Annotated in this window: 15 protein-coding genes and 1 riboswitch; of the genes, 2 read left to right on the top strand and 13 right to left on the bottom strand. The window is 75.1% G+C overall.

Annotated elements, in window-relative coordinates; genetic code table 11:
* Positions 1 to 49: 49 nt before the first annotated feature.
* From cobC to cobM, 6 genes are read right to left on the bottom strand one after another with little or no spacing between them, the layout of a single operon-like run.
* Positions 50 to 1,108 (bottom strand): Rv2231c family pyridoxal phosphate-dependent protein CobC, encoded by a 1,059-nt coding sequence (cobC, locus tag AB0K92_RS15515; protein ID WP_365923027.1) that lies wholly within the window; start codon positions 1,106 to 1,108, stop codon positions 50 to 52.
* Positions 1,098 to 2,039: a sirohydrochlorin chelatase gene (locus AB0K92_RS15510; RefSeq protein ID WP_365923025.1), complete on the bottom strand. Its 942-nt coding sequence runs from the start codon at positions 2,037 to 2,039 to the stop codon at positions 1,098 to 1,100. Before AB0K92_RS15510 ends, cobC begins: the two co-directional genes overlap by 11 nt.
* Positions 2,036 to 2,626 carry a precorrin-8X methylmutase gene (locus AB0K92_RS15505; RefSeq protein WP_365923023.1) on the bottom strand — a complete coding sequence of 197 codons (591 nt, stop codon included), beginning with the start codon at positions 2,624 to 2,626 and terminating at the stop codon, positions 2,036 to 2,038. Before AB0K92_RS15505 ends, AB0K92_RS15510 begins: the two co-directional genes overlap by 4 nt.
* Positions 2,623 to 4,314: a precorrin-3B C(17)-methyltransferase gene (cobJ, locus tag AB0K92_RS15500; RefSeq protein ID WP_365923021.1), complete on the bottom strand. Its 1,692-nt coding sequence runs from the start codon at positions 4,312 to 4,314 to the stop codon at positions 2,623 to 2,625. Before cobJ ends, AB0K92_RS15505 begins: the two co-directional genes overlap by 4 nt.
* Positions 4,311 to 5,549 (bottom strand): precorrin-6y C5,15-methyltransferase (decarboxylating) subunit CbiE, encoded by a 1,239-nt coding sequence (gene cbiE, locus AB0K92_RS15495; RefSeq protein ID WP_365923019.1) that lies wholly within the window; start codon positions 5,547 to 5,549, stop codon positions 4,311 to 4,313. The genes cobJ and cbiE overlap by 4 nt, the downstream gene beginning before the upstream one ends.
* The gene (gene cobM, locus AB0K92_RS15490; protein WP_365923017.1) at positions 5,546 to 6,364 is read right to left on the bottom strand and encodes a precorrin-4 C(11)-methyltransferase; all 819 of its coding nucleotides are present in this window, start codon (positions 6,362 to 6,364) and stop codon (positions 5,546 to 5,548) included. Before cobM ends, cbiE begins: the two co-directional genes overlap by 4 nt.
* A 169-nt stretch (positions 6,365 to 6,533) precedes the next feature.
* Here cobM and AB0K92_RS15485 point away from each other — a divergent pair, with 169 nt between their 5' ends.
* Positions 6,534 to 7,262 (top strand): ZIP family metal transporter, encoded by a 729-nt coding sequence (locus AB0K92_RS15485; RefSeq protein ID WP_365923015.1) that lies wholly within the window; start codon positions 6,534 to 6,536, stop codon positions 7,260 to 7,262.
* Positions 7,263 to 7,282: 20 nt separating this feature from the next.
* Here the strand turns inward: AB0K92_RS15485 and cobI are convergent, their stop codons facing one another.
* Genes cobI through AB0K92_RS15450 form a run of 7 tightly spaced genes read right to left on the bottom strand, consistent with a single transcriptional unit; the run spans position 7,283 to position 18,145 of the window.
* The gene (cobI, locus tag AB0K92_RS15480; protein ID WP_365923013.1) at positions 7,283 to 8,014 is read right to left on the bottom strand and encodes a precorrin-2 C(20)-methyltransferase; all 732 of its coding nucleotides are present in this window, start codon (positions 8,012 to 8,014) and stop codon (positions 7,283 to 7,285) included.
* Positions 8,011 to 9,366: a cobyrinate a,c-diamide synthase gene (locus AB0K92_RS15475; RefSeq protein WP_365923113.1), complete on the bottom strand. Its 1,356-nt coding sequence runs from the start codon at positions 9,364 to 9,366 to the stop codon at positions 8,011 to 8,013. The genes cobI and AB0K92_RS15475 overlap by 4 nt, the downstream gene beginning before the upstream one ends.
* Positions 9,363 to 9,962 (bottom strand): cob(I)yrinic acid a,c-diamide adenosyltransferase, encoded by a 600-nt coding sequence (gene cobO / locus AB0K92_RS15470; RefSeq protein WP_365760607.1) that lies wholly within the window; start codon positions 9,960 to 9,962, stop codon positions 9,363 to 9,365. Before cobO ends, AB0K92_RS15475 begins: the two co-directional genes overlap by 4 nt.
* Positions 9,962 to 11,953, bottom strand: coding sequence for a putative cobaltochelatase (locus AB0K92_RS15465; RefSeq protein WP_365923011.1), 1,992 nt, complete (start codon positions 11,951 to 11,953; stop codon positions 9,962 to 9,964). The genes cobO and AB0K92_RS15465 overlap by 1 nt, the downstream gene beginning before the upstream one ends.
* Positions 11,950 to 15,612, bottom strand: coding sequence for a cobaltochelatase subunit CobN (gene cobN, locus AB0K92_RS15460; RefSeq protein WP_365923009.1), 3,663 nt, complete (start codon positions 15,610 to 15,612; stop codon positions 11,950 to 11,952). The genes AB0K92_RS15465 and cobN overlap by 4 nt, the downstream gene beginning before the upstream one ends.
* Complete coding sequence (locus AB0K92_RS15455) at positions 15,609 to 17,153, bottom strand: cobyric acid synthase (protein ID WP_365923007.1); 1,545 nt, start codon at positions 17,151 to 17,153, stop codon at positions 15,609 to 15,611. Before AB0K92_RS15455 ends, cobN begins: the two co-directional genes overlap by 4 nt.
* The gene (locus AB0K92_RS15450; protein ID WP_365923005.1) at positions 17,150 to 18,145 is read right to left on the bottom strand and encodes a cobalamin biosynthesis protein; all 996 of its coding nucleotides are present in this window, start codon (positions 18,143 to 18,145) and stop codon (positions 17,150 to 17,152) included. The genes AB0K92_RS15455 and AB0K92_RS15450 overlap by 4 nt, the downstream gene beginning before the upstream one ends.
* Positions 18,146 to 18,266: 121 nt before the next feature.
* Positions 18,267 to 18,342, bottom strand: a riboswitch (cobalamin riboswitch).
* A 233-nt stretch (positions 18,343 to 18,575) separates the two neighbouring features.
* Here AB0K92_RS15450 and AB0K92_RS15445 point away from each other — a divergent pair.
* Entirely contained in the window at positions 18,576 to 19,457 is an 882-nt protein-coding gene (locus tag AB0K92_RS15445) for a serine protease (RefSeq protein WP_365923003.1), read from the top strand.
* Positions 19,458 to 19,484 lie beyond the last annotated feature (27 nt).

Raw genomic sequence — 19,484 nt, 5'->3', positions numbered from 1 at the left:
ACACGGCGCCTGACACGGCGGGGGCGAAAACCCCCGCCCGGCCCCCGGTTCAGCCCCCGCCCAGCGCCACCCGCAACGCCCCCAGCAACCGGTCCACCGTCCCCCGGTCCCGCACCGCGACCCGCAGCCACTCCTCACCCAGCCCCGGGAACGTGTCCCCGCGCCGCAGCGCGAAGCCCAGCTCCCGCAGCCGGTGCCGTACGGCCGCGGCCCCGGGCAGGCGGACCAGCACGAAGGGCCCCTCCGCGGGGGACACCACCCGCAGCCCGGCCTCCTCGAACGAGCCGAGCCCGGCCACCAGATACGCCCGGTCCGCCGCGATCCGGTGCGCCGCGTGCGCCGCCTCCGCCAGCGCCCGCGGCGCCACACACGCCTCGGCCGCCGCCAGCGCGGGCGTGGACACCGGCCACAACGGCTGCGCCCGCTCCAGCTCGGCGACGGTCTCCGGCGCGGCGAGCACGTACCCGATCCGCAGCCCCGCCAGCCCCCACGTCTTCGTCAGGCTGCGCAGGACCACCAGGCCGGGCACGTCCGTCCGCCCGGCCAGCGCCTCCCGCTCACCGGGCACCGCGTCCATGAACGCCTCGTCCACGACGAGTGTCCGCCCGGGCCGGGCCAGCGCGGCGATCGCGGCGGCCGGGTGCAGCACCGACGTCGGGTTGGTCGGGTTGCCGATCACCACGAGGTCGGCGTCCTCCGGGACGAGCCCCGGATCCAGCCGGAACCCGTCCTCCTCGCGCAGCAGCACCCGGTCCACCGTGTGGCCCGCGTCTCGCAGCGCCGCCTCCGGCTCGGTGAACTGCGGGTGCACGACCACCGGCCGGCGCACCTTCAGCGCGCGCGCCAGCAGCACGAACGCCTCCGCCGCACCCGCCGTCAGCAGCACCCGCTCCACCGGCAGCCCGTGCCGCGCGGCGACGGCCGCCCGCGCGGCCCGCCCGTCGGGGTAGGCGGCGAGCCCGTCGAGCGAGCCGGCGATCACCTCCCGCAGCCACACCGGGGGAGTGCCGGACCGTACGTTCACCGCCAGGTCGGTGAGGGCGGAGCCGTCGTCGCGGACCTCCGCGTCACCGTGATGCCGCAGATCGTGCCCGTCCTCAGTGCGCATGGGTGTGTGCGTGCCCCCCGTGATGGTGATGCCCGTGGCCGTGCCCGTGGTGGTGGCCGTCGTCGTCGGGGTGGTAGTGCGGCTGCTGCGGCATGCCCACCTTGTCCTCGAAGCCGGGCAGCGCGATGCGGTACACGCACGAGTCGCAGTTCATCCGCAGGTCGCCCTTCAGGGCCTCCTCGTACCGCTCCATCACCAGGTCCAGCAGCTCCGGCTCCGGCCCGATGACGTCCGCCGAGCGCACCTCGATCTCCGGGTGCGCCGCCGCCCAGCCCTCGGTCTGCTGCCGCACCCGGTCCGGCAGGATGCCGGTGAACAGGAAGTACGGCAGCACGACGATCCGCTTCGCGCCCAGCTTCGCGCACCGGTCCAGCCCGCTCGGCACGTCCGGCGCGGCCAGCGACACGAACGCCGTCTCCACCCCGGCGTAGCCGCGGCCCTCCCACAGCAGCCGCGCCGCCTTGTGCACCTCGGCGTTGGCGTCGGGGTCCGTCGAACCGCGCCCGACCAGCAGCACGGTGACGTCCGCGCGGTCCTCGGGAGTGCGGGCCGTGCCGCCCAGCGCCTCGTCCAGCCGCCGCTCCAGCACGGACAGCAGCGCCGGGTGCGGGCCGAGCGGACGGCCGTAGGTGTACGAGATGCCGGGGTGGCGCTCCTTCTCGCGGGCCAGCGCGGCCGGGATGTCGCCCTTGGCGTGCCCGGCGGACACCAGCATCAGCGGCACCGCCGCGAACCGGCGCACGCCCCGCTCCACCAGCTCGGTCACGGCCTCGCCGAGCGGCGGCGGGGACAGCTCGATGAAGCCGCCCGCGACGGGCAGGTCCGGGTTGCGGCGCCCCAGCTCCCGGACGAAGTCGCGGAACGCCTCGGCTCCGGCGTCGTCCCGGGTGCCGTGGCCGGCGATGAGCAGGGCGGGCGGCGGGGTGGTCACGATGTCTCCTCGGAGTACGCGGTGGGGTGGTACAGCAGGGCGTTGAGCGCGGCGGCGGCGACCGCCGACCCGCCCTTCTCGGACACGTTGCTCACGGCGGGCAGCCCGCTCTCGCGCAACGCGGCCTTGGACTCGGCCGCGCCGACGAAACCGACCGGCAGACCGATGACGAGCGCCGGATCGGCGTCCAGCGTGAGCAGTTCCTCCAGGGCGGTCGGCGCGCAGCCGATCACCCACAGCGCGCCCGGCCCGACCTGCTCGTAGGCCAGCCGCACGGCGTGCGCGGAACGGGTGAGGCCCGGACCGGCCTTCGCGTCCTTCAGCCGGCAGACGGTCTCCCGCCGGGTGATCCCGGCGGCGACCATCTCCACGTCCACGACGACGGGCGCCCCGGCGTGCAGCGCGGCGTACGCCTTCTCCAGCGCGGCCTCGTCCATGACGAGGTCGTCGGCGTAGTCGAGGTCGGCGGCGGAGTGGATGACCCGCTCCACCACCGCCCGGGTCAGCGGCGGGAAGTGCGAGGTGTCCAGGCGGGCGCGCAGCCGCCGGAAGGACTCCTGCTCGATGGGGTGGACGACGCGGTTCACTTCGGGTCCTCCTGCGATGCCTGCCAGCGGTAGCCGCGCGGCGTGACCATGCGGCCCGCGATCGCGCGGGTCGCGGTGTTGCCCACCGTCACGACCGTCATCATGTCGACCGTCGCGGGGTCCAGCTCCGCCAGCGTGGTGAGCCGGCTGGACTCGTCGGCCCGCGACGCGTTGCGCACGACACCGACCGGCGTGGCCGGGTCCCGGTGCTCGGCGAGGATCGCGAGCGCCTTCGGCAGCTGCCAGTCACGGCCGCGCGACCGAGGGTTGTAGAAGGTCACGACGATGTCCGCCGCGGCCGCCGCCCGCACCCGCCGCTCGATGACCTCCCACGGCGTGTGCAGGTCGGACAGGCTGATCGAGACGTGGTCGTGGCCGAGCGGCGCGCCCAGGATCGCCGCCGCCGCGAGCGCCGCGGTCACGCCCGGCACCCCGACCACGTCGATGTCGTCGGACGCCTCGGCGAGTGCGGGGGAGGCCATGGCGTACACGCCCGCGTCCCCGCTGCCGATCAGCGCGACCGCCTGCCCCTTGCGGGCCTCGGCGACCGCCGTGCGCGCCCGCTCCTCCTCCGCGCCCAGCCCGGACTCCAGGATCCGGGTGCCGGGCCGCAGCAGGTCGCGGATCTGGTCGACGTACTGGTCCAGTCCGACCAGCACCGACGCCCGCTCCAGCTCGGCCTTCGCGCGGGGCGTGAGCAGGTCGCGGGCGCCCGGCCCGAGCCCGACCACCGCGAGCCGCCCGCGCCCGGGCCGCCGTACGACCGCGCAGGTCGCCATCGCCGGGCTGGCCGCCGACTTCCGCTTCGGTACGAGGAGTTCACCGCCGCGCACCAGCGCCGCCGCCTCCGCCACCGACGGCGTGCCCACGGCGGCCAGCGGCGCGTCGGACGGGTTGGGGACCTCGACGGCGGCCAGCTCCTCGGCGGGGTACGTCACCAGCGGCACGCCCAGCCGGGCGGCGGCCCCGACGATGCCGGGCTCCTCCGCCTTGGCGTCCACGGTGGCCAGCTCGGCGACACTGCGCGCGGACAGCCCCGCGTCCCGCAGCGCCTCCTCGACCAGCCCCAGCACCTCCTCGACGGGCGCGCCCTTCGAGGCGCCCACCCCGACGACGAGGGTCGGCGGACGCAGCACCGCCTCCCGCGCGGCGGGCTCGACCAGCCGGTCCGTCACCCGGACCGTGTACGGCCCGTCCTCGGCGACCGGCAGCGGCGGCAGCGGCCACGCCACCTCCGCGCGCAGCGCCACCGGCTCCCCGTCGAGCAGCGCCCGCGACACCGCCGCGACCTCGCCCTCCACGGGCAGCCCGAGCGTGTCGAGGCCCGCGATGCCGACGGCGTCGGTCGCCGTCGTCACCACCGGCTCCGCGCCCAGCACCGCACCCACCGCGCGGGCCAGCTCGTTGGCGCCGCCGCCGTGCCCGCCGACCAGCGACACGGCGTACCGCCCGCCCTCGTCGACGCAGACCACACCCGGGTCGGACGCCTTGTCGTCCAGCAGCGGCGCGAGCAGCCGGACGACCGCGCCCGTGGCCAGGAAGCACACCAGCTGCTCGCACTCGGCGAACGCCCGCCGCACGGCGTCCTTGACGGGTCCGTCGTACACGCGCGTACGGTCCGGCCACGCCGCGGCCAGCCGGTCCCGCGCCGCCGCTCCCGCCGCGGTGGCGGAAATGAGGCCGATCACTGGGCAACTCCCTCTTCGATCACGGGGCTTCTGACACCCCACAGCAGAAAAACCGGATTGGTCGCCGCGAGCCGGGTCACGTCCCCGGGCAGCGGCGCGAGCCGGGACGACTGCAACAGCACCCCGTCACAGGAGAACCCGGCGCTCGTCAGGGCCTCACGCGCGGCCGGCACCCGGTCCAGCGCGGCCATGGCGACGACCACTGTGCGCCGCGCGCGCCGCGCGCACGCGGTGACGACGGCGGGCAGTTCGCGCCCCCCGCCGCCGACGAACACCGCGTCCGGGTCGTCGTCGAGACCGGCCAGCGCGTCCGGCGCCGCCCCGTGCACCACCCGCACGTCCACACCGTGCGCGGCGGCGTTGGCGCGGATCCGCTCCACCCCGTCCGCCGCCTTCTCCACGGCGACCGCTGCCGCGCCGAGCCGCGCGCACTCCACGGCCACCGAGCCGGAGCCCGCGCCGACGTCCCACACCAGGTCGCCGAGCCGGGGTCCGAGCCGGGCCAGGGCCAGCGCCCGCACCTCGAACTTGGTGATCATCGAGTCGCGGTGCGCGAAGTCGCCCTCGTGAAGCGCCCATCCGGCGGGCCGTACGGCCGGACCGGCCACCGTGCGCACCGCGCCCAGCGCCCGCCCGGGATCGAGGGACAGCACGACGCTGACCGCCGTGCCCCAGTCCCGGGCCGCCGCCTCGGCGGGCGTCACCCGCTCCACCCGCTCCCGCTCCGGATCGCCCAGCGCGGACGCGACGACCAGGACCCGCCCGGTGTCCCGCAGCGCCGCGCCCAGCTCGGCGGGCCCGGCGCCCGGCCCGGTCAGCACCGCCACCTTCGGGTGCGCCCGGCACACGTTCACCGCCGTGCGCGGCTCCCGCCCGTGCGCGCTGACCACCACCGCGTCCTCCCAGGGCAGTCCGACCCGCGCGAACGCGGCGGCCACCGAGGACACCCCGGCCCGCACGTCCAGCCGCTCGGGCCCGAACCGTTCGGCCAGTGCCCGCACGATCCCGAAGAAGCCGGGGTCGCCGGAGGCCAGCACCACCACGGGCCGGCCCTTCTCGACGTACGGCTCCATGGCGTCCAGCGCGGGCGCCAGCGGCCCGAGCACGATCCGCTCGGCGCCCTCCGGCAGCCGTACGGCGTCCAGATGGCGCCGCCCGCCGACGACCAGCTCCGCCCCGGCCACCGCCTCCCGCGGCACGGGCGCCCCGGTCCCCGTGCCGACGACGGTGATCACTGCTGGGCACCCCGCGCGCGCAGCGCCTTGCGGGCCTCCGGGTCGGCCTTGCGGTACCCGTGGAAGTGACCCGGGTGGTACAGGTGCGAGCGGGTGCCGTGCGCGTCGAGGGCCGGGCCGACCAGGAACAGCGTGTGCTTCCACAGCTTGTGCTCCTTGACCGTCTCCTCCAGCGTGCCGATCGTGCACTTCACGACCAGCTCCTCGGGCCAGGTCGCCTGGTACGCCACGACCACCGGCGTCGTCGTCGGATAGCCGCCCTCCAGCAGCTCCCGCACCAGCTGCCCGCTGCGCGCCGCCGACAGGAAGATGGCCATGGTGGTGCCGTGCCTGGCGAACTCGCGGACCTCCTCGCCGGGCGGCATCGGCGTCTTGCCGCCGCCCAGCCGGGTCAGCACCACCGACTGCGCGACCTCCGGGATCGTCAGCTCCCGCTGCGCCAGCGCGGCCACCGCGGAGAACGACGACACACCCGGCACGATCTCCGTGGCGATGCCGATCTCCTGGCAGCGGTCCAGCTGCTCCTGGGTGCCGCCCCACAGGGCGGGGTCGCCGGAGTGGATGCGGGCCACCCTCAGCCCCTCGGCGTGCGCCCGCCGGTAGACGGCGACCACGTCCTCCAGCGACATCGTCGCCGAGTCCAGGACCTCCGCGTCCTTCCGGGCGTGCTCCAGCACCTCCGCCTGGACCAGGCTCGCCGCCCAGATCACGATGTCGGCCTCGGCGATCGCGCGCGCGGCACGGAACGTCAGCAGATCGGCGGCGCCGGGGCCGGCACCGACGAAGGTCACCTTGCCGGCGGGGGTGTCGGCCATGGGGTCGGTTCCTCTCGTACAGGAGTTGTCGTGGCAGTTGTCGCGGGAGCTGTCGCGCAAGGTGTCGCAGGGGTGTCGCAGGACGTGTCGAACGGGTGCGGGCGACGCGGGGTCACCGCGGGCCGGGTCGTACGTGCGCGACCCGCCGCCGATCCGGTAGCAAGGGCACATGGCGGTGCTCGTCGCGCTCGGCGCGTTCCTGATGACGCTGGCCGGCGGCTGGACGGCGCAGCGCGTGACCGACCGCCGCCACCTGGTGCTGGGCCTGGCCGGCGGCCTGATGCTGGGCGTCGTCGGCCTCGACCTGCTGCCGGAGGCGCTGGCCGCGGCGGGCACCGAGGTGCACGGCGTCCCGGCGGCCCTGCTGCTCTTCGTGACCGGTTTCCTCGTAGCCCATCTGGTGGAACGTCTGCTGGCCGCCCGGCAGGCGGCGCACGGCGCGGAGGAACACGACGGGCGGACCCCCGAGGTCGGTCTCACCGCCGCCGCCGCGATGGTCGGCCACAGCGCGATGGACGGCGTCGCCATCGGCGCCGCCTTCCAGGTCGGCCACGGCATGGGCGTCGCCGTCGCGCTCGCCGTCATCGCCCACGACTTCGCGGACGGCTTCAACACCTTCACGCTCGCGACCGTCTACGGCAATGCCCGCCGCCGCGCCGTCGCGATGCTGGTCGCGGACGCCGTCGCCCCCGTCGCCGGCGCCGCCTCCACGCTGCTGTTCACCCTGCCCGAGCCGCTGCTCGGCGGCTATCTCGGGTTCTTCGGCGGCGCGCTGCTGTATCTCGCGGCGGCCGAGATCCTGCCCGAGGCCCACCACGAGCACCCGGCCCGCCCGACCCTGCTGTGCACGGTCGCGGGCGCCGCGTTCATCTGGCTGGTGGTCGGCATCGCCGAGTGACGGCCCGCCCGGCCGGCGGCTCACAGTTTCCCGCCCCGTCCGCCGTCCCGCGGCGCGGGCGCGATCAGCGTCGACAGATACGGCAGCGGCGCCCCGTCCAGCTCGGCGGCCGGCCGGATCGACTCCTCCGGCAGCCCCAGCGCCGACCCCCACACGGCGCCCCCGAGCCGCCCGCTCTCGCGCAGCGCCTCGGCGACCTCGGCGGCCTGCCGCCCGAACTTGTACGCCACGACCGTCCCCGGCCCGTTCAGCGCGTCCTTCAGCACGGCCGCCCCCGCCGTCACCGGCACCAGCGTCAGCGGCTCGGTGCCCTCCGTCAGCACGGCACCCGAGCGCGCCGCCAGGTCCTGCATGGCGGTGATCCCCGGCACCGTCTCGACCACCGTGCCCGGCACCAGCGCGGCCACGGTCTGCGCGAGATACGTGAACGTCGAGTACACGTTCGGGTCCCCGATGGTCGCGAACGCCACCGAGCCCCGCGCCCGCAGCAGTTCCGCGACCCGCTCGCCGGCCGCGTCCCAGGCGGCCTCCCGCCGCCCCCGGTCCGTCCGCTCGTTCAGCGCGAACACCACCCGGACGACCTTGTCCTCGGGCACGTAGTGCAGCACGGTCGCCTCCGCGCGCCCGCGCTCGCCGGTGTCCATCACGGGCACGACGACGACCTCGGCGGCCCGCAGCGCGTTCACGCCCTTCACGGTCACCAGCTCCGGGTCGCCCGGACCGACCCCGACCCCGATCAGCCTGCTGCTCATGACGTCCGGCACCTCTCCACGAACCGACGGGCGACACCGGGCTCGGACGCCCAGTGCGTGTGCAGATAACTCGCGTGCACACCGCGCTGTACGAAACCTTCGACGCGCCGCTCGGGCGCCCGCACCCCCCACGCCGGGGCGGCTCCCGCGCCGGGCTCGACGACCGTGCGGTGGAACTCGTGCCCCCGCATCCGGGTCCCGGCCGCCGCCAGCACACTGTCGCCGACGGCCACCGCGTCCCGGTAGCCCAGCGTCAGCCGCTCGCTCATCCGCGCGGAGGCGTCCAGCACCCCGCACATCGGCTGCCCGTCCAGCTCCCGGCACAGATACAGCAGCCCCGCGCACTCGGCGGCCACGGGCGCACCCGAGCGCGCCAGCTCGCCGACCGCCTCGCGCAGCGGCTCGTTGGCGGCCAGCTCACCGGCGTACACCTCGGGGAACCCGCCGCCGATCACCAGCCCCGCCGTGCCCTCCGGCAGCGCCTCGTCCCGCAGCGGGTCGAACGGCACCACCTCGGCCCCGGCGGCGCTCAGCAGCTCGGCGTGCTCGGCGTACGAGAACGTGAACGCCGCACCGCCGGCGACCGCGACCACGGGGCGGGTCCGGCCGGGGATCACCGGCGGTTCCCACTCCTCGCACGACAGCGGGCCCGCACTGCGCGCCAGCCCCGCCAGCGCCTGAAGATCGCACCCCGCCTCGACCTGCGCGGCCATCGCCGCCACGGCCTCCACCGCGGCCGTACGCCGCTCGGCGACCGGCACGAGACCCAGGTGCCGCGACGGCGTGTCCACCTGCGGCGCCCGCCGCAGCACCCCCAGCACCGGCACCCCGGACGCGTCCAGCGCCTCCCGCAGCAGCGCCTCGTGCCGGTCGGAGCCGACCTTGTTGAGGATCACGCCACCGATCCGCACCTCGGGATCCCAGGACGCGAAGCCGTGCACCAGCGCGGCCACCGACCGCGACTGCGACGAGGCGTCCACCACCAGCACCACCGGCGCCCGCAGCAGCTTCGCCACCTGCGCGGTGGACGCCAGCTCGCCCTCCCCGGCCGCCCCGTCGTACAGCCCCATCACGCCCTCGACGACCGCGAGGTCGCAGCCGCGCGCGCCGTGCGCGAACAGCGGCCCGATCAGCTCCGGACCGCACAGGTACGCGTCGAGGTTGCGCCCCACCCGCCCGGTCGCGAGCGCGTGGTAGCCGGGGTCGATGTAGTCCGGCCCGACCTTGTGCGGGGACACGGCGAGCCCCCGCGCGGCGAACGCGGCCATCAGCCCCGTGGCGACGGTGGTCTTGCCGCTCCCCGACGAGGGCGCGGCGACCACCAGCCGGGGGACGGACGAGGAGGGGTTCACCACTCGATGCCCCTCTGCCCCTTCTGCCCGACGTCCATGGGGTGCTTCACCTTGGACATGTCGGTCACGAGATCGGCGAAGTCGACCAGCTTCTCCGGCGCGTTCCGCCCGGTGATGACGACGTGCTGGGTGCCGGGGCGGTCCCGCAGCACCTGCACGACCTCGTCCGTGTCGACCCAGCCCCAGTGCATGGGGTACGCGAACTCGTCGAGCACGTACAGCTTGTACGTCTCGTTCGCCAGGTCCCGCTTGACCTGCTCCCAGCCCTCGCGGGCCTTCTCCTCGTTGTCCATCTGCGCGTCGCGCTGCACCCAGGACCAGCCCTCGCCCATCTTGTGCCAGGCGACGGTCCCGCCCTCGCCGGAGTCGCCGAGCACGCGCAGCGCCCGCTCCTCGCCGACCTTCCACTTCGCCGACTTGACGAACTGGAACACCCCGATCGGCCACCCCTGGTTCCAGGCGCGCAGCGCCAGCCCGAAGGCGGCCGTCGACTTGCCCTTGCCGACCCCGGTGTGCACGACCACCAGCGGCCGGTTGCGCCGCTGACGGGTCGTCAGACCATCGTCGGGAATGACACTCGGCTGTCCCTGCGGCATTACGCGGCCCTCCTCGTCACGTCCTTCACCAGCCCGGCGATGCTGTCCGCGCGCAGCTCGTCCAGCGTCACCGCCGTACCGCCCAGCTCGGCGGCGAGCTGCCCCGCGAGCCCCAGCCGCACCGGCCCCGACTCGCAGTCCACGACCACCGACGCCACGCCCTCGGCCGCGAACAGCCGCGCGGCCCGCCCGGCCAGCGCCACCGGCTCCGGTCCGCCCGTCGCCCGCCCGTCCGTCACCACCACGACCAGCGGCCGGCGCGCGGCGTCCCGCAGCCGCTCCACCCGCAGCACGTCGTGCGCCTTCAGCAGCCCCGCCGCCAGCGGCGTACGGCCGCCCGTCGGCAGCGACTCCAGCCGCGCCGCGGCGGCGTCCACGGATGACGTCGGCGGCAGCGCGACCTCCGCGGACGTGCCGCGGAACGTCACCAGCCCCACCTTGTCCCGCCGCTGGTAGGCGTCCAGCAGCAGCGACAGCACGGCACCCTTCACGGCGCTCATCCGCTGCCGCGCGGCCATGGAACCGGAGGCGTCGACCACGAACAGCACGAGGTTGCCCTCACGCCCCTCACGGGTCGCCTGCCGCAGATCGTCCCGGCGGACCACCAGCCCCGGCCCGGACCGCCCGCGCGCCCGCTGATGCGGGGCCGCCGCCTGCACGGTCGCCGCCAGGTGCAGCTTGGTCAGCGCACCCCGGGGGCGCCGCGCGCCGGTCGTGCGCCCGTGCTCGGTCCGTGCCCGCGAGCGCCGCCCGGCGGCGCCCTCGCCGATGCCGGGCACGCTCAGCACGCGCGTCCGGAACGGCTCGGCCGCCCGCGCGGGGGACTGCTCACCCGCCCCCGACGGCTGTGGCTCGCCGCCCTCCCCGGCCTCGGGGCGCGCGGCGGTGTCACCGCCCTGCGGGCCGGCGTCGTCGGGGGCCGGCTGACCGCCACCCCCGCCGGGCCCGTCCGGGTCCTGGTCCGGATCCGGGTCGTCCTCCCCGGAGAACTCCTCCAGGGTCTGGTCCAGCTTGTCCTCGTCGAGCCCCGGCGCGTCGAAGGGATTGCGCCGGCGCCGGTGCGGCAGCGCCAGCAGCGCCGCCTGCCGCACGTCCTCGGCGAGCACGTCCGTGCGGCCCGCCCACGCGGCCAGCGCCGTCGCCGTGCGCGCCATCACGATGTCGGCGCGCATCCCGTCCACCTCGAACGCCGCGCAGGTCGCCGCGATCTGCCGCAGCGCCCCGTCGCCGAGCCGCACCTGCGGCAGCAACCGCCGCGCGGCGACGATCCGTTCCCGTACGGCGGCCTCCTCGTCGGCCCAGCGCGCGGCGAAGGCGGCCGGGTCGTCCTCGTAGGCGAGCCGCCGGCGGACGACCTCCACCCGCTGCTCCGGCTCCCGCGAGGCGGCGACCTCCACGGTCAGCCCGAACCGGTCGAGCAGCTGCGGACGCAGCTCGCCCTCCTCCGGGTTCATCGTGCCGACGAGCAGGAACCGCGCCGCGTGCCGCACGGACACGCCCTCGCGCTCCACGTACGACGCGCCCATCGCCGCCGCGTCCAGCAGCAGGTCGACCAGGTGGTCGTGGAGCAGGTTGACCTCGTCGACGTAGAGGATCCCGCGGTGCGCGTCGGCGAGCAGACCGGGCTCGAACGCCTTCACGCCCTCCGCGAGCGCCCGCTCGATGTCGAGGGCGCCGACGAGCCGGTCCTCGGAGGCGCCGACGGGGAGTTCGACCATGCGCGCGGGACGCGTCGTCCCGGCGCCCGCCTCGTGCGGCCCGTCCGGGCAGCCGGGGTCCGGGGCGGCCGGGTCACAGGAGAACCGGCACCCGGGCACGACGGCGACCTCGGGCAGCAGCGCGGACAGGGCCCGCACGGCCGTGCTCTTCGCGGTGCCCTTCTCGCCGCGCACGAGCACTCCGCCGACCGCCGGGGAGACGGCGTTCAGCAGCAGCGCGAGCCGCAGATCGTCCTGGCCGACCACGGCCGTGAAAGGAAAGGGGGTGGTCACCGGTCGCCCTCCAAGTCGCCTTCGAGCTCCAGATAGGTGGCGCGCAGCCGCTCCAGCGTGTCCGCGTCCGGCTCCGCCCACAGCCCCCGGTCCGCCGCCTCCAGCAGCCGCTCGGTGATGCCGCGCAGCGCCCACGGGTTGGACTTCTTCATGAAGTCCCGGTTCTCCGGGTCGAAGACGTACTCCGCGCTCAGCTTCTCGTACATCCAGTCGTCCACGACCCCGGCCGTGGCGTCGTAGCCGAACAGGTAGTCCACGGTCGCCGCCATCTCGAAGGCGCCCTTGTAACCGTGGCGCCGCATGGCCGCCATCCAGCGCGGGTTGACCACGCGGGCGCGGAAGACCCGGTGGGTCTCCTCGCCCAGGGTGCGGGTCTTCACCTGGTCCGGGGTCGCCGAATCGCCCACGTACGCCTCGGGGTTGGCGCCGGTCAGATGGCGGACCATGGCGACCATGCCGCCGTGGTACTGGAAGTAGTCGTCCGCGTCGACCAGGTCGTGCTCGCGGGTGTCCACGTTCTTCGCGGCGACGGCGATCCGCCGGAACGCGGTCTCCATGTCCCCGCGCGCCGCCCGCCCGTCGAGCCCGCGCCCGTAGGCGTAGCCGCCCCAGACGGCGTACACCTCGGCGAGGTCCGCGTCGCTGCGCCAGTTCCGCGCGTCGATCAGCGGCAGCAGACCGGCGCCGTAAGCCCCCGGCTTCGAGCCGAAGATACGGGCCGTGGCGCGCCGCCGGTCGCCGTGTCCGGCGGTGTCCTCGTCCACGTGCGCGCGCACGTAGTTGGACTCGGCGGGCTCGTCCAGCTCGGCCACCGCCCGCACCGCGTCGTCGATCAGCCCGACCACGTGCGGGAACGCGTCCCGGAAGAAGCCGGAGATGCGCACCGTGACGTCGATGCGCGGCCGGCCCAGCTCGGCCAGGGGGATGACCTCGAAGCCGGTCACGCGCCGGGACGCCTCGTCCCACACCGGGCGGCAGCCCAGCAGCGCCAGGATCTCGGCGATGTCGTCGCCCTGGGTGCGCATGGCCGAGGTGCCCCACACCGTGAGGCCCACGGACTTCGGGTACTCCCCGTTGTCCGCGAGGTAGCGCTGCACGAGCGAGTCCGCCAGCGACTGCCCGACCTCCCAGCTCAGCCGGGACGGGATCGCCTTCGGGTCGACGGAGTAGAAGTTCCGGCCGGTGGGGAGGACGTTGACCAGGCCGCGGGTGGGGGAGCCGGAGGGGCCCGCGGGGACGTAACCGCCGTCCAGCGCCCGGAGGATGTGGCCGATCTCGTCCGTCGTGCGGGCGAGGCGCGGCACGACCTCCGTGCAGGCGAACTCCAGCACGGCGACGGCATCGGGCAGTGCGGTGCCGAGCACGTCCCGGACGAGAGCGGTGCTCTCGGAGACGTCCCAGCCGCGCTCCTCCATGCCCTCCGCGATCCGCCGGCACAACTGCTCCAGCAGGTCGATCGCGTCCGAGGCCGTCCGCGCCGGACCGTCCACCAGGTCCGTCAGCTCCACCGGCACCTTCACCGGCGCGCCCGGCTCGGCCAGCAGCTCCTTCTCGTCCAGCCCGAAGTGCGCCGCGAGCGCGGCCCGCAGGCCCGGCAGCGCGTTCGCCTGCCCGCCCCACACCTGCGAGGCGCGCAGCACGGCGAGCACCAGGTTCACGCGCGGCTCGCCGACCGGGCCGCCGCCGAGGATGTGCAGGCCGTCGCGGATCTGCACGTCCTTGATCTCGCACAGATAGCCGTCGATGTGCATGACGAACTCGTCGAACTCGTCGTCGTCCGGCTGCTCGTCCACGTGCAGGTCGTGGTGCAGTTCGGCGGCCTTGACGAGGGTCCAGATCTGCGCGCGGACCGCCGGGGCCTTCGCCGGGTCCAGGTCGGAGACCAGCGCGTACTCGTCGAGCAGCTGCTCCAGCTTCGCCAGGTCGCCGTAGGTGTCGGCGCGGGCCATCGGCGGCACCAGGTGGTCGACCACCGTGGCGTGGCCGCGCCGCTTGGCCTGGGTGCCCTCGCCGGGGTCGTTGACGATGAAGGGGTAGACCAGCGGCAGGTCGCCGAGGACGGCGTCCGGCGCGCAGCCGCCGCTGAGGCCGAGGCCCTTGCCCGGCAGCCACTCCATCGTGCCGTGCTTGCCCATGTGCACGATCGCGTCCGCGCCGAAGCTGTTCTCCAGCCAGCGGTAGGCCGCCATGTAGTGGTGCGACGGCGGCATGTCCGGGTCGTGGTAGATCGCGATCGGGTTCTCGCCGAAGCCGCGCGGCGGCTGGATCATGACGATGACGTTCCCGAACCGCAGCGACGCCAGCACGATGTCGTCGCCGTCGACGTAGAGGGAGCCCGGCGGCTCGCCCCACGCCTCCCGCATGGCCTCGCGCAACTCCGGGTCCAGCTTCTCGAACCACGCCCGGTAGTCGGCGAGCGGCACCCGCGCGGGCGCCGCGGCCAGTTGCTCCTCGGTCAGCCACTCCACGTCGTGGCCGCCGGCCTCGATCAGCCGGTGGATCAGCTCGTCGCCGTTGTCGGGGTACCCCTCGACCACGTAACCGGCGTCCCGCAGCGCGTCCAGGACCCGGACCGCCGACGCCGGCGTGTCGAGGCCGACCGCGTTGCCGACCCGCGAGTGCTTGGTCGGGTACGCGGTGAAGACCAGCGCGATCCGCTTGTCCGCGTTCGGCTTGTGCCGCAGCCGGGCGTGGCGTACGGCGATCCCGGCCACCCGCGCGGCCCGCTCCGGGTCGGCGACGTACACGGGCACGTCGTCCGCGCCCTGCTCCTTGAACGAGAACGGCACGGTGATCAGCCGGCCGTCGAACTCGGGGATCGCGACCTGCATCGCCGCGTCCATCGGGGAGAGCGCCGCGTCGGACTCCTCCCACGCGGCCCGCGAGGAGGTGAGGCAGAGGCCCTGCAGCACGGGGATGTTCAGCTCGGCGAGCGCGCCCACGTCCCAGGACTCCTCGTCACCGCCCGCCGAGGCCTGCGAGGCGTGGGTGCCGCCCGCGGCGAGGACGGTCGCGACCAGGGCGTCGGCCCGCCCCAGGATCTCGTACAGCCCGGGGTCCGCACCGCGCAGCGAACCGCAGTACACGGGCAGGGCGTTCGCCCCCTGCGCCTCGATCGCGTCGCAGAGGGTGTCGACGAACGCGGTGTTGCCGCTCAGTTCGTGGGCCCGGTAGAAGAGCACGCCGACGGTCGGGCGGCCCTCGGCCAGGGGACGCTCGCCGCGCACGCCGTACTCCGGCATCCGCTGCGGCGGCGCGAAGCCCTCGCCGGTCAGCAGCACCGTGTCGGACAGGAACCGGGCGAGTTCGGTGAGGTTGGCGGGCCCGCCCTCGACCAGGTACTTCAGCGCCTCGGCCACCACACCGGCGGGCACCGACGACTCGGCCATCAGCTCGGCGTCCGGCACCGCCTCGCCGCCCAGCAGCACGGTCGGGATGCCGGACGCCTTCAGCGCGGCGAGCCCGTCCTCCCAGGCGCGCTTGCCGCCGAGCAGCCGTACGACGGCGATGTCGGAGCCGTCGAGCAGCGCCGGAAGGTCCTCGGCGACGTCGACGCGCGTCGGGTTGCCGATCCGGTAGGGCGCGCCGGAGGCACGGGCCGCCAGCAGATCGGTATCGGCGGTCGACAACAACAACACAGTGCCAGTGCCAGTGGTCATGCGGGCGCTCCCGGGGGAATGAAGGGCAGTCCTTGCGGCGCACCGGACTCGATGAGCCGCCACAGCGCGTCCGTGTCCGCGTGCTGTTCGATCAGGTCGCCGAGCCGGTCGAGCTGTTCCTCGCGCAGCGCGGCGAAGGAGGTGTCGGGGGCCGGCACGAAGCGGCGGCCCGCGGCGGCGGCCACCTCGCGCAGGAAGGCGCGGCGGAAGCCGTCCGACTCCAGGGAGCCGTGCCAGTGGGTGCCCCAGGTCTGGCCGACCCGGCAGCCGTCCAGGAAGGGCTCCCCGCCGAGGATTTCGGCGACGCCGTGGTGGATCTCGTAGCCCGCCACCCGCTCGCCGAGGGCTTCCCCCTCGGGCCGGGTGAGGGTCTTCTCGCGGGCGAACCGCACCCGCACGGGCAGGATCCCGAGCCCGTCGACATGGCCACGGCGGCTCTCGACGTCGTCCTCGATGTGCTCGCCGAGCAGCTGGAAGCCGCCGCAGATGCCGAGGACGGGCCGGTGCTCGGCCGCTCTGCGCAGCAGCGCGTCCGCCAGCCCGCGCTCGCGCAGCCACTCCAGGGCGCGCACGGTGCCGCGCGTGCCCGGCACGACCACCAGGTCCGCGTCCGCCAGTTCCTCGGGCCGGTCCACGAACCGCACCACGACGCCGGGTTCGGCGGCGAGCGCGTCCACGTCGGTGAAGTTGGACATGAGCGGGATCGCGCACACGGCGACCCGCAGCACGTCCTCGCCGACCGGCGGCGCGGTGTTCGACTCGCGGACCGTCCCGCGCAGCGAGACCCTCCCCCACGCTCGGCTTCGCTCGCGCGGGGGCACCCCCATCCCGTCCTCCTCGTCGATGCCGAGGCCGTGCCGGAACGGCAGCACGCCGTACGTGGGCCGCCCGGTCAGGCCGTGGAGCATGTCCAGGCCGGGCTCCAGCAGGGAGACGTCCCCGCGGAACTTGTTGACGAGGAACCCGGCGACCAGCTCCTGGTCCTCCCGCGACAGCAGGGCGACGGTCCCGAAGAAGGAGGCGAACACACCGCCCCGGTCGATGTCGCCGACGACGAGCACGGGCAGCCCGGCACCCCGCGCGATGCCCATGTTCACGATGTCGGTCCGCCGCAGATTGATCTCGGCGGGCGAACCGGCCCCCTCACAGATCACCGCGTCATACGTGCCCCGCAGTTCGGCGAGACAGTCCAGCACCGTGCCGAGCAGCTTCTGCTGCCGCCCGCCGTGATACCCGCGCGCGCTCAGCTCGCCCACCGGCTTGCCCAGCAGCACCACCTGACTGCTCTGCTCGCCACCGGGCTTGAGCAGCACGGGGTTCATCAGCGCGGTCGGCTCGACCCGACAGGCCTGCGCCTGCATGGCCTGAGCCCGGCCGATCTCGGCACCCTCGCGCGTGACGAAGGAGTTGAGGGACATGTTCTGCGCCTTGAACGGCGCGACCTTGACCCCCTGCCGCACCAGCCACCGGCAGATCCCGGCCGTGACGACGCTCTTGCCGGCGTCGGAGGTGGTACCGGCGACGAGGAGACCGCCGTTCATCGCTTGCGCCCCTTTCCGACGGGACGTGAGCCACGTCCCTTCCCGACGGGACGTGGCTCACGTCCCTTGCCGATGAGGCGTGCGCCCGCGCACACGCCGAGCGCCAGCCAGCTCACGCGCCGGGAGAGCCGTACGGCCCGCCGGATGTCGGTGACCTGGACGGCGCGCCCCTGCCCGTTCAGCACCGGCCGGTGCTCCACGCGCCCCCCGTACGACAACGTGCCGCCCAGCCGCACCCCGAGCGCCCCCGCGAACGAGGCCTCCACGGGACCGGCGTTGGGGCTCGGATGCCGGTGGGCGTCGGCCCGCCACGCGCGCACGGCACCGCGCGGGTCGTCACCCGACAGCGCGGCGAGCACGGCGGTCAGCCGCGCGCCCGGCCACCCGGCGACATCGTCGAGGCGGGCGGAGGCCCAGCCGTAGCGGCGGTAGCGGGGCGACTTGTGGCCCACCATGGCGTCCAGGGTGTTGACGGCCCGGAACCCGAGCAGCCCGGGCACCCCCGCGACGGCACCCCACACCAGGGCGCCCACGACGGCGTCGGAGGTGTTCTCGGCGACCGACTCGACGACCGCGCGGGCGATCCCGTCGGCGTCCAGCGCCTGCGGATCGCGCCCGCACAGATGCGGCAGCCGGGCCCGGGCGGCCTCGACATCGCCCGCCTCCAGCGCCCGCCCGATCGCGGTGGCCTCGCGCGCGAGCGACGTCCCGCCGACGACGGCCCAGGTGGCGACGGAGGTCAGCGCGACGGAAGCGGCGGGGGAGGACCGTACGGCACGGGCGGCCAGAGCCCCGACGGCGAGGGCGCCACCGGCGCACACCACGGTGTGCAGGGCGCCCCGGCCCCGGTCGTCCCGGTACAGGACACGCTCGACGGCGGCCGCGGCCCGCCCGAACGCGGCGACCGGATGCCCGCGGCGCGGATCGCCGAGGAGCAGATCACCGAGAAGACCGGCGGCGGCGCCGTACGCGTGGACGCGGTCGGCACGCATGGGACTCAGCCGGCCGCGGGGACGGGCAGGAGCCTTCTGGAGTTCCTCGATCGGCAGCCGAGCATCGCGTTATGTCCTCACTCAGGGTGTCCACGCCCTGGTTCGACGAGACCGGCGGTGAGAGTTCCTGGCTCCCGGGGCCGTTCCTCCCCGGTCACAGTGGCGGGACCGCGCCGGATTCACACCGGGCTTCCTCTCCTGCCGCCGTACATGGCTCCGGCAGTCCACCACGGGGCCGGAACAGCCGTCAACTTGCCGTTGACCTGCGAGGGGGGAGTGTGCAGAACCCCACATGGCCGGTCCCCGCCCCGCTCCTCCCCGTGCGGGTGGCCTTCCGTGAAGCCGGTTGCGGGGGAGGCGGGGGCTGTCTCCCATACGACGTGCGAAGTGGCACGAGACGGACCGGACATGGGGAACTCGGCGAAAAAGTATGAGCATTGACGAAACGGGCGTACCGGGGGCGTCCACGCGGTCCCCGGAAGGGCTCGGCGCGGCGGTGGACCGGGTGTGCGCCGGTGACGGGCGCCGCGTGGGCACCGGCTTCCTCCTGGCGCCCGGCACGGTGGCCACCTGCGCCCATGCCGTCGCGGACGCGCTGTGCACCGACGCGGACTCGCCGACACCGCCCGCGTCCCCCGTGACGGTCGAGTTCCCGCTGCTGCCCGGCGCACTGACGTACGAGGCGTCGGTGACGGCGTGGCGGCCGGTCGGGCCGGACGGCGGCGGGGACATCGCCCTGCTGCGGCTGCCGGAGGGCGCGCCCGGCGGCGCGGTTCCCCTCGCGGGCGCCGCCGACGTCTGGCACCACCGCTTCCGCCTGCTCGGCTTCCCCGCCGCCGCCGAGCACGGCGCCTGGATCGGCGGACGGCTGCCCGGGGAGGTCGGCCACGGCTGGATCTCCATGAAGACCGACGGCACCGGACACCGGATCGGGCCCGGCTGCAAGCGCTGGGATGTGGACACCGGCGAGCGCCTGGCACCGGCCGTCGAGCCGGCCGGACCCGTGTGGCTGGTGACGCTGGCGGACGACGGAACCCTGCTGACCAGGGCCCTGGGCGACAACGGACTCACCCTGTGGCGGTCCGAGGACACGAAGGAGCCCTACCTCACGCTCCCCCTCACCGCCGAACCGGAGGACCTCCGGCTCAGGGCCGACCGCCTCACCGTCCACCAGGCCGACTCCCGGCTGGCCATCCCCCTGGACCCCGGCACCTGGCACGACACCCTGTGCCGCCGCTGGACCGCGTACACCCCGGAGGAACTGCGCATCCTCCGCGACGCGGGAGCGGTCACCGACTCACCCTGCCCTTGACCGGGCCGGAAACGGCGACGGGCGGTG

It is taken from the genome of Streptomyces sp. NPDC052687, from assembly GCF_040678395.1.
GTDB lineage: Bacteria > Actinomycetota > Actinomycetes > Streptomycetales > Streptomycetaceae > Streptomyces.
This window is presented reverse-complemented; position numbering and strand designations above follow the sequence as displayed.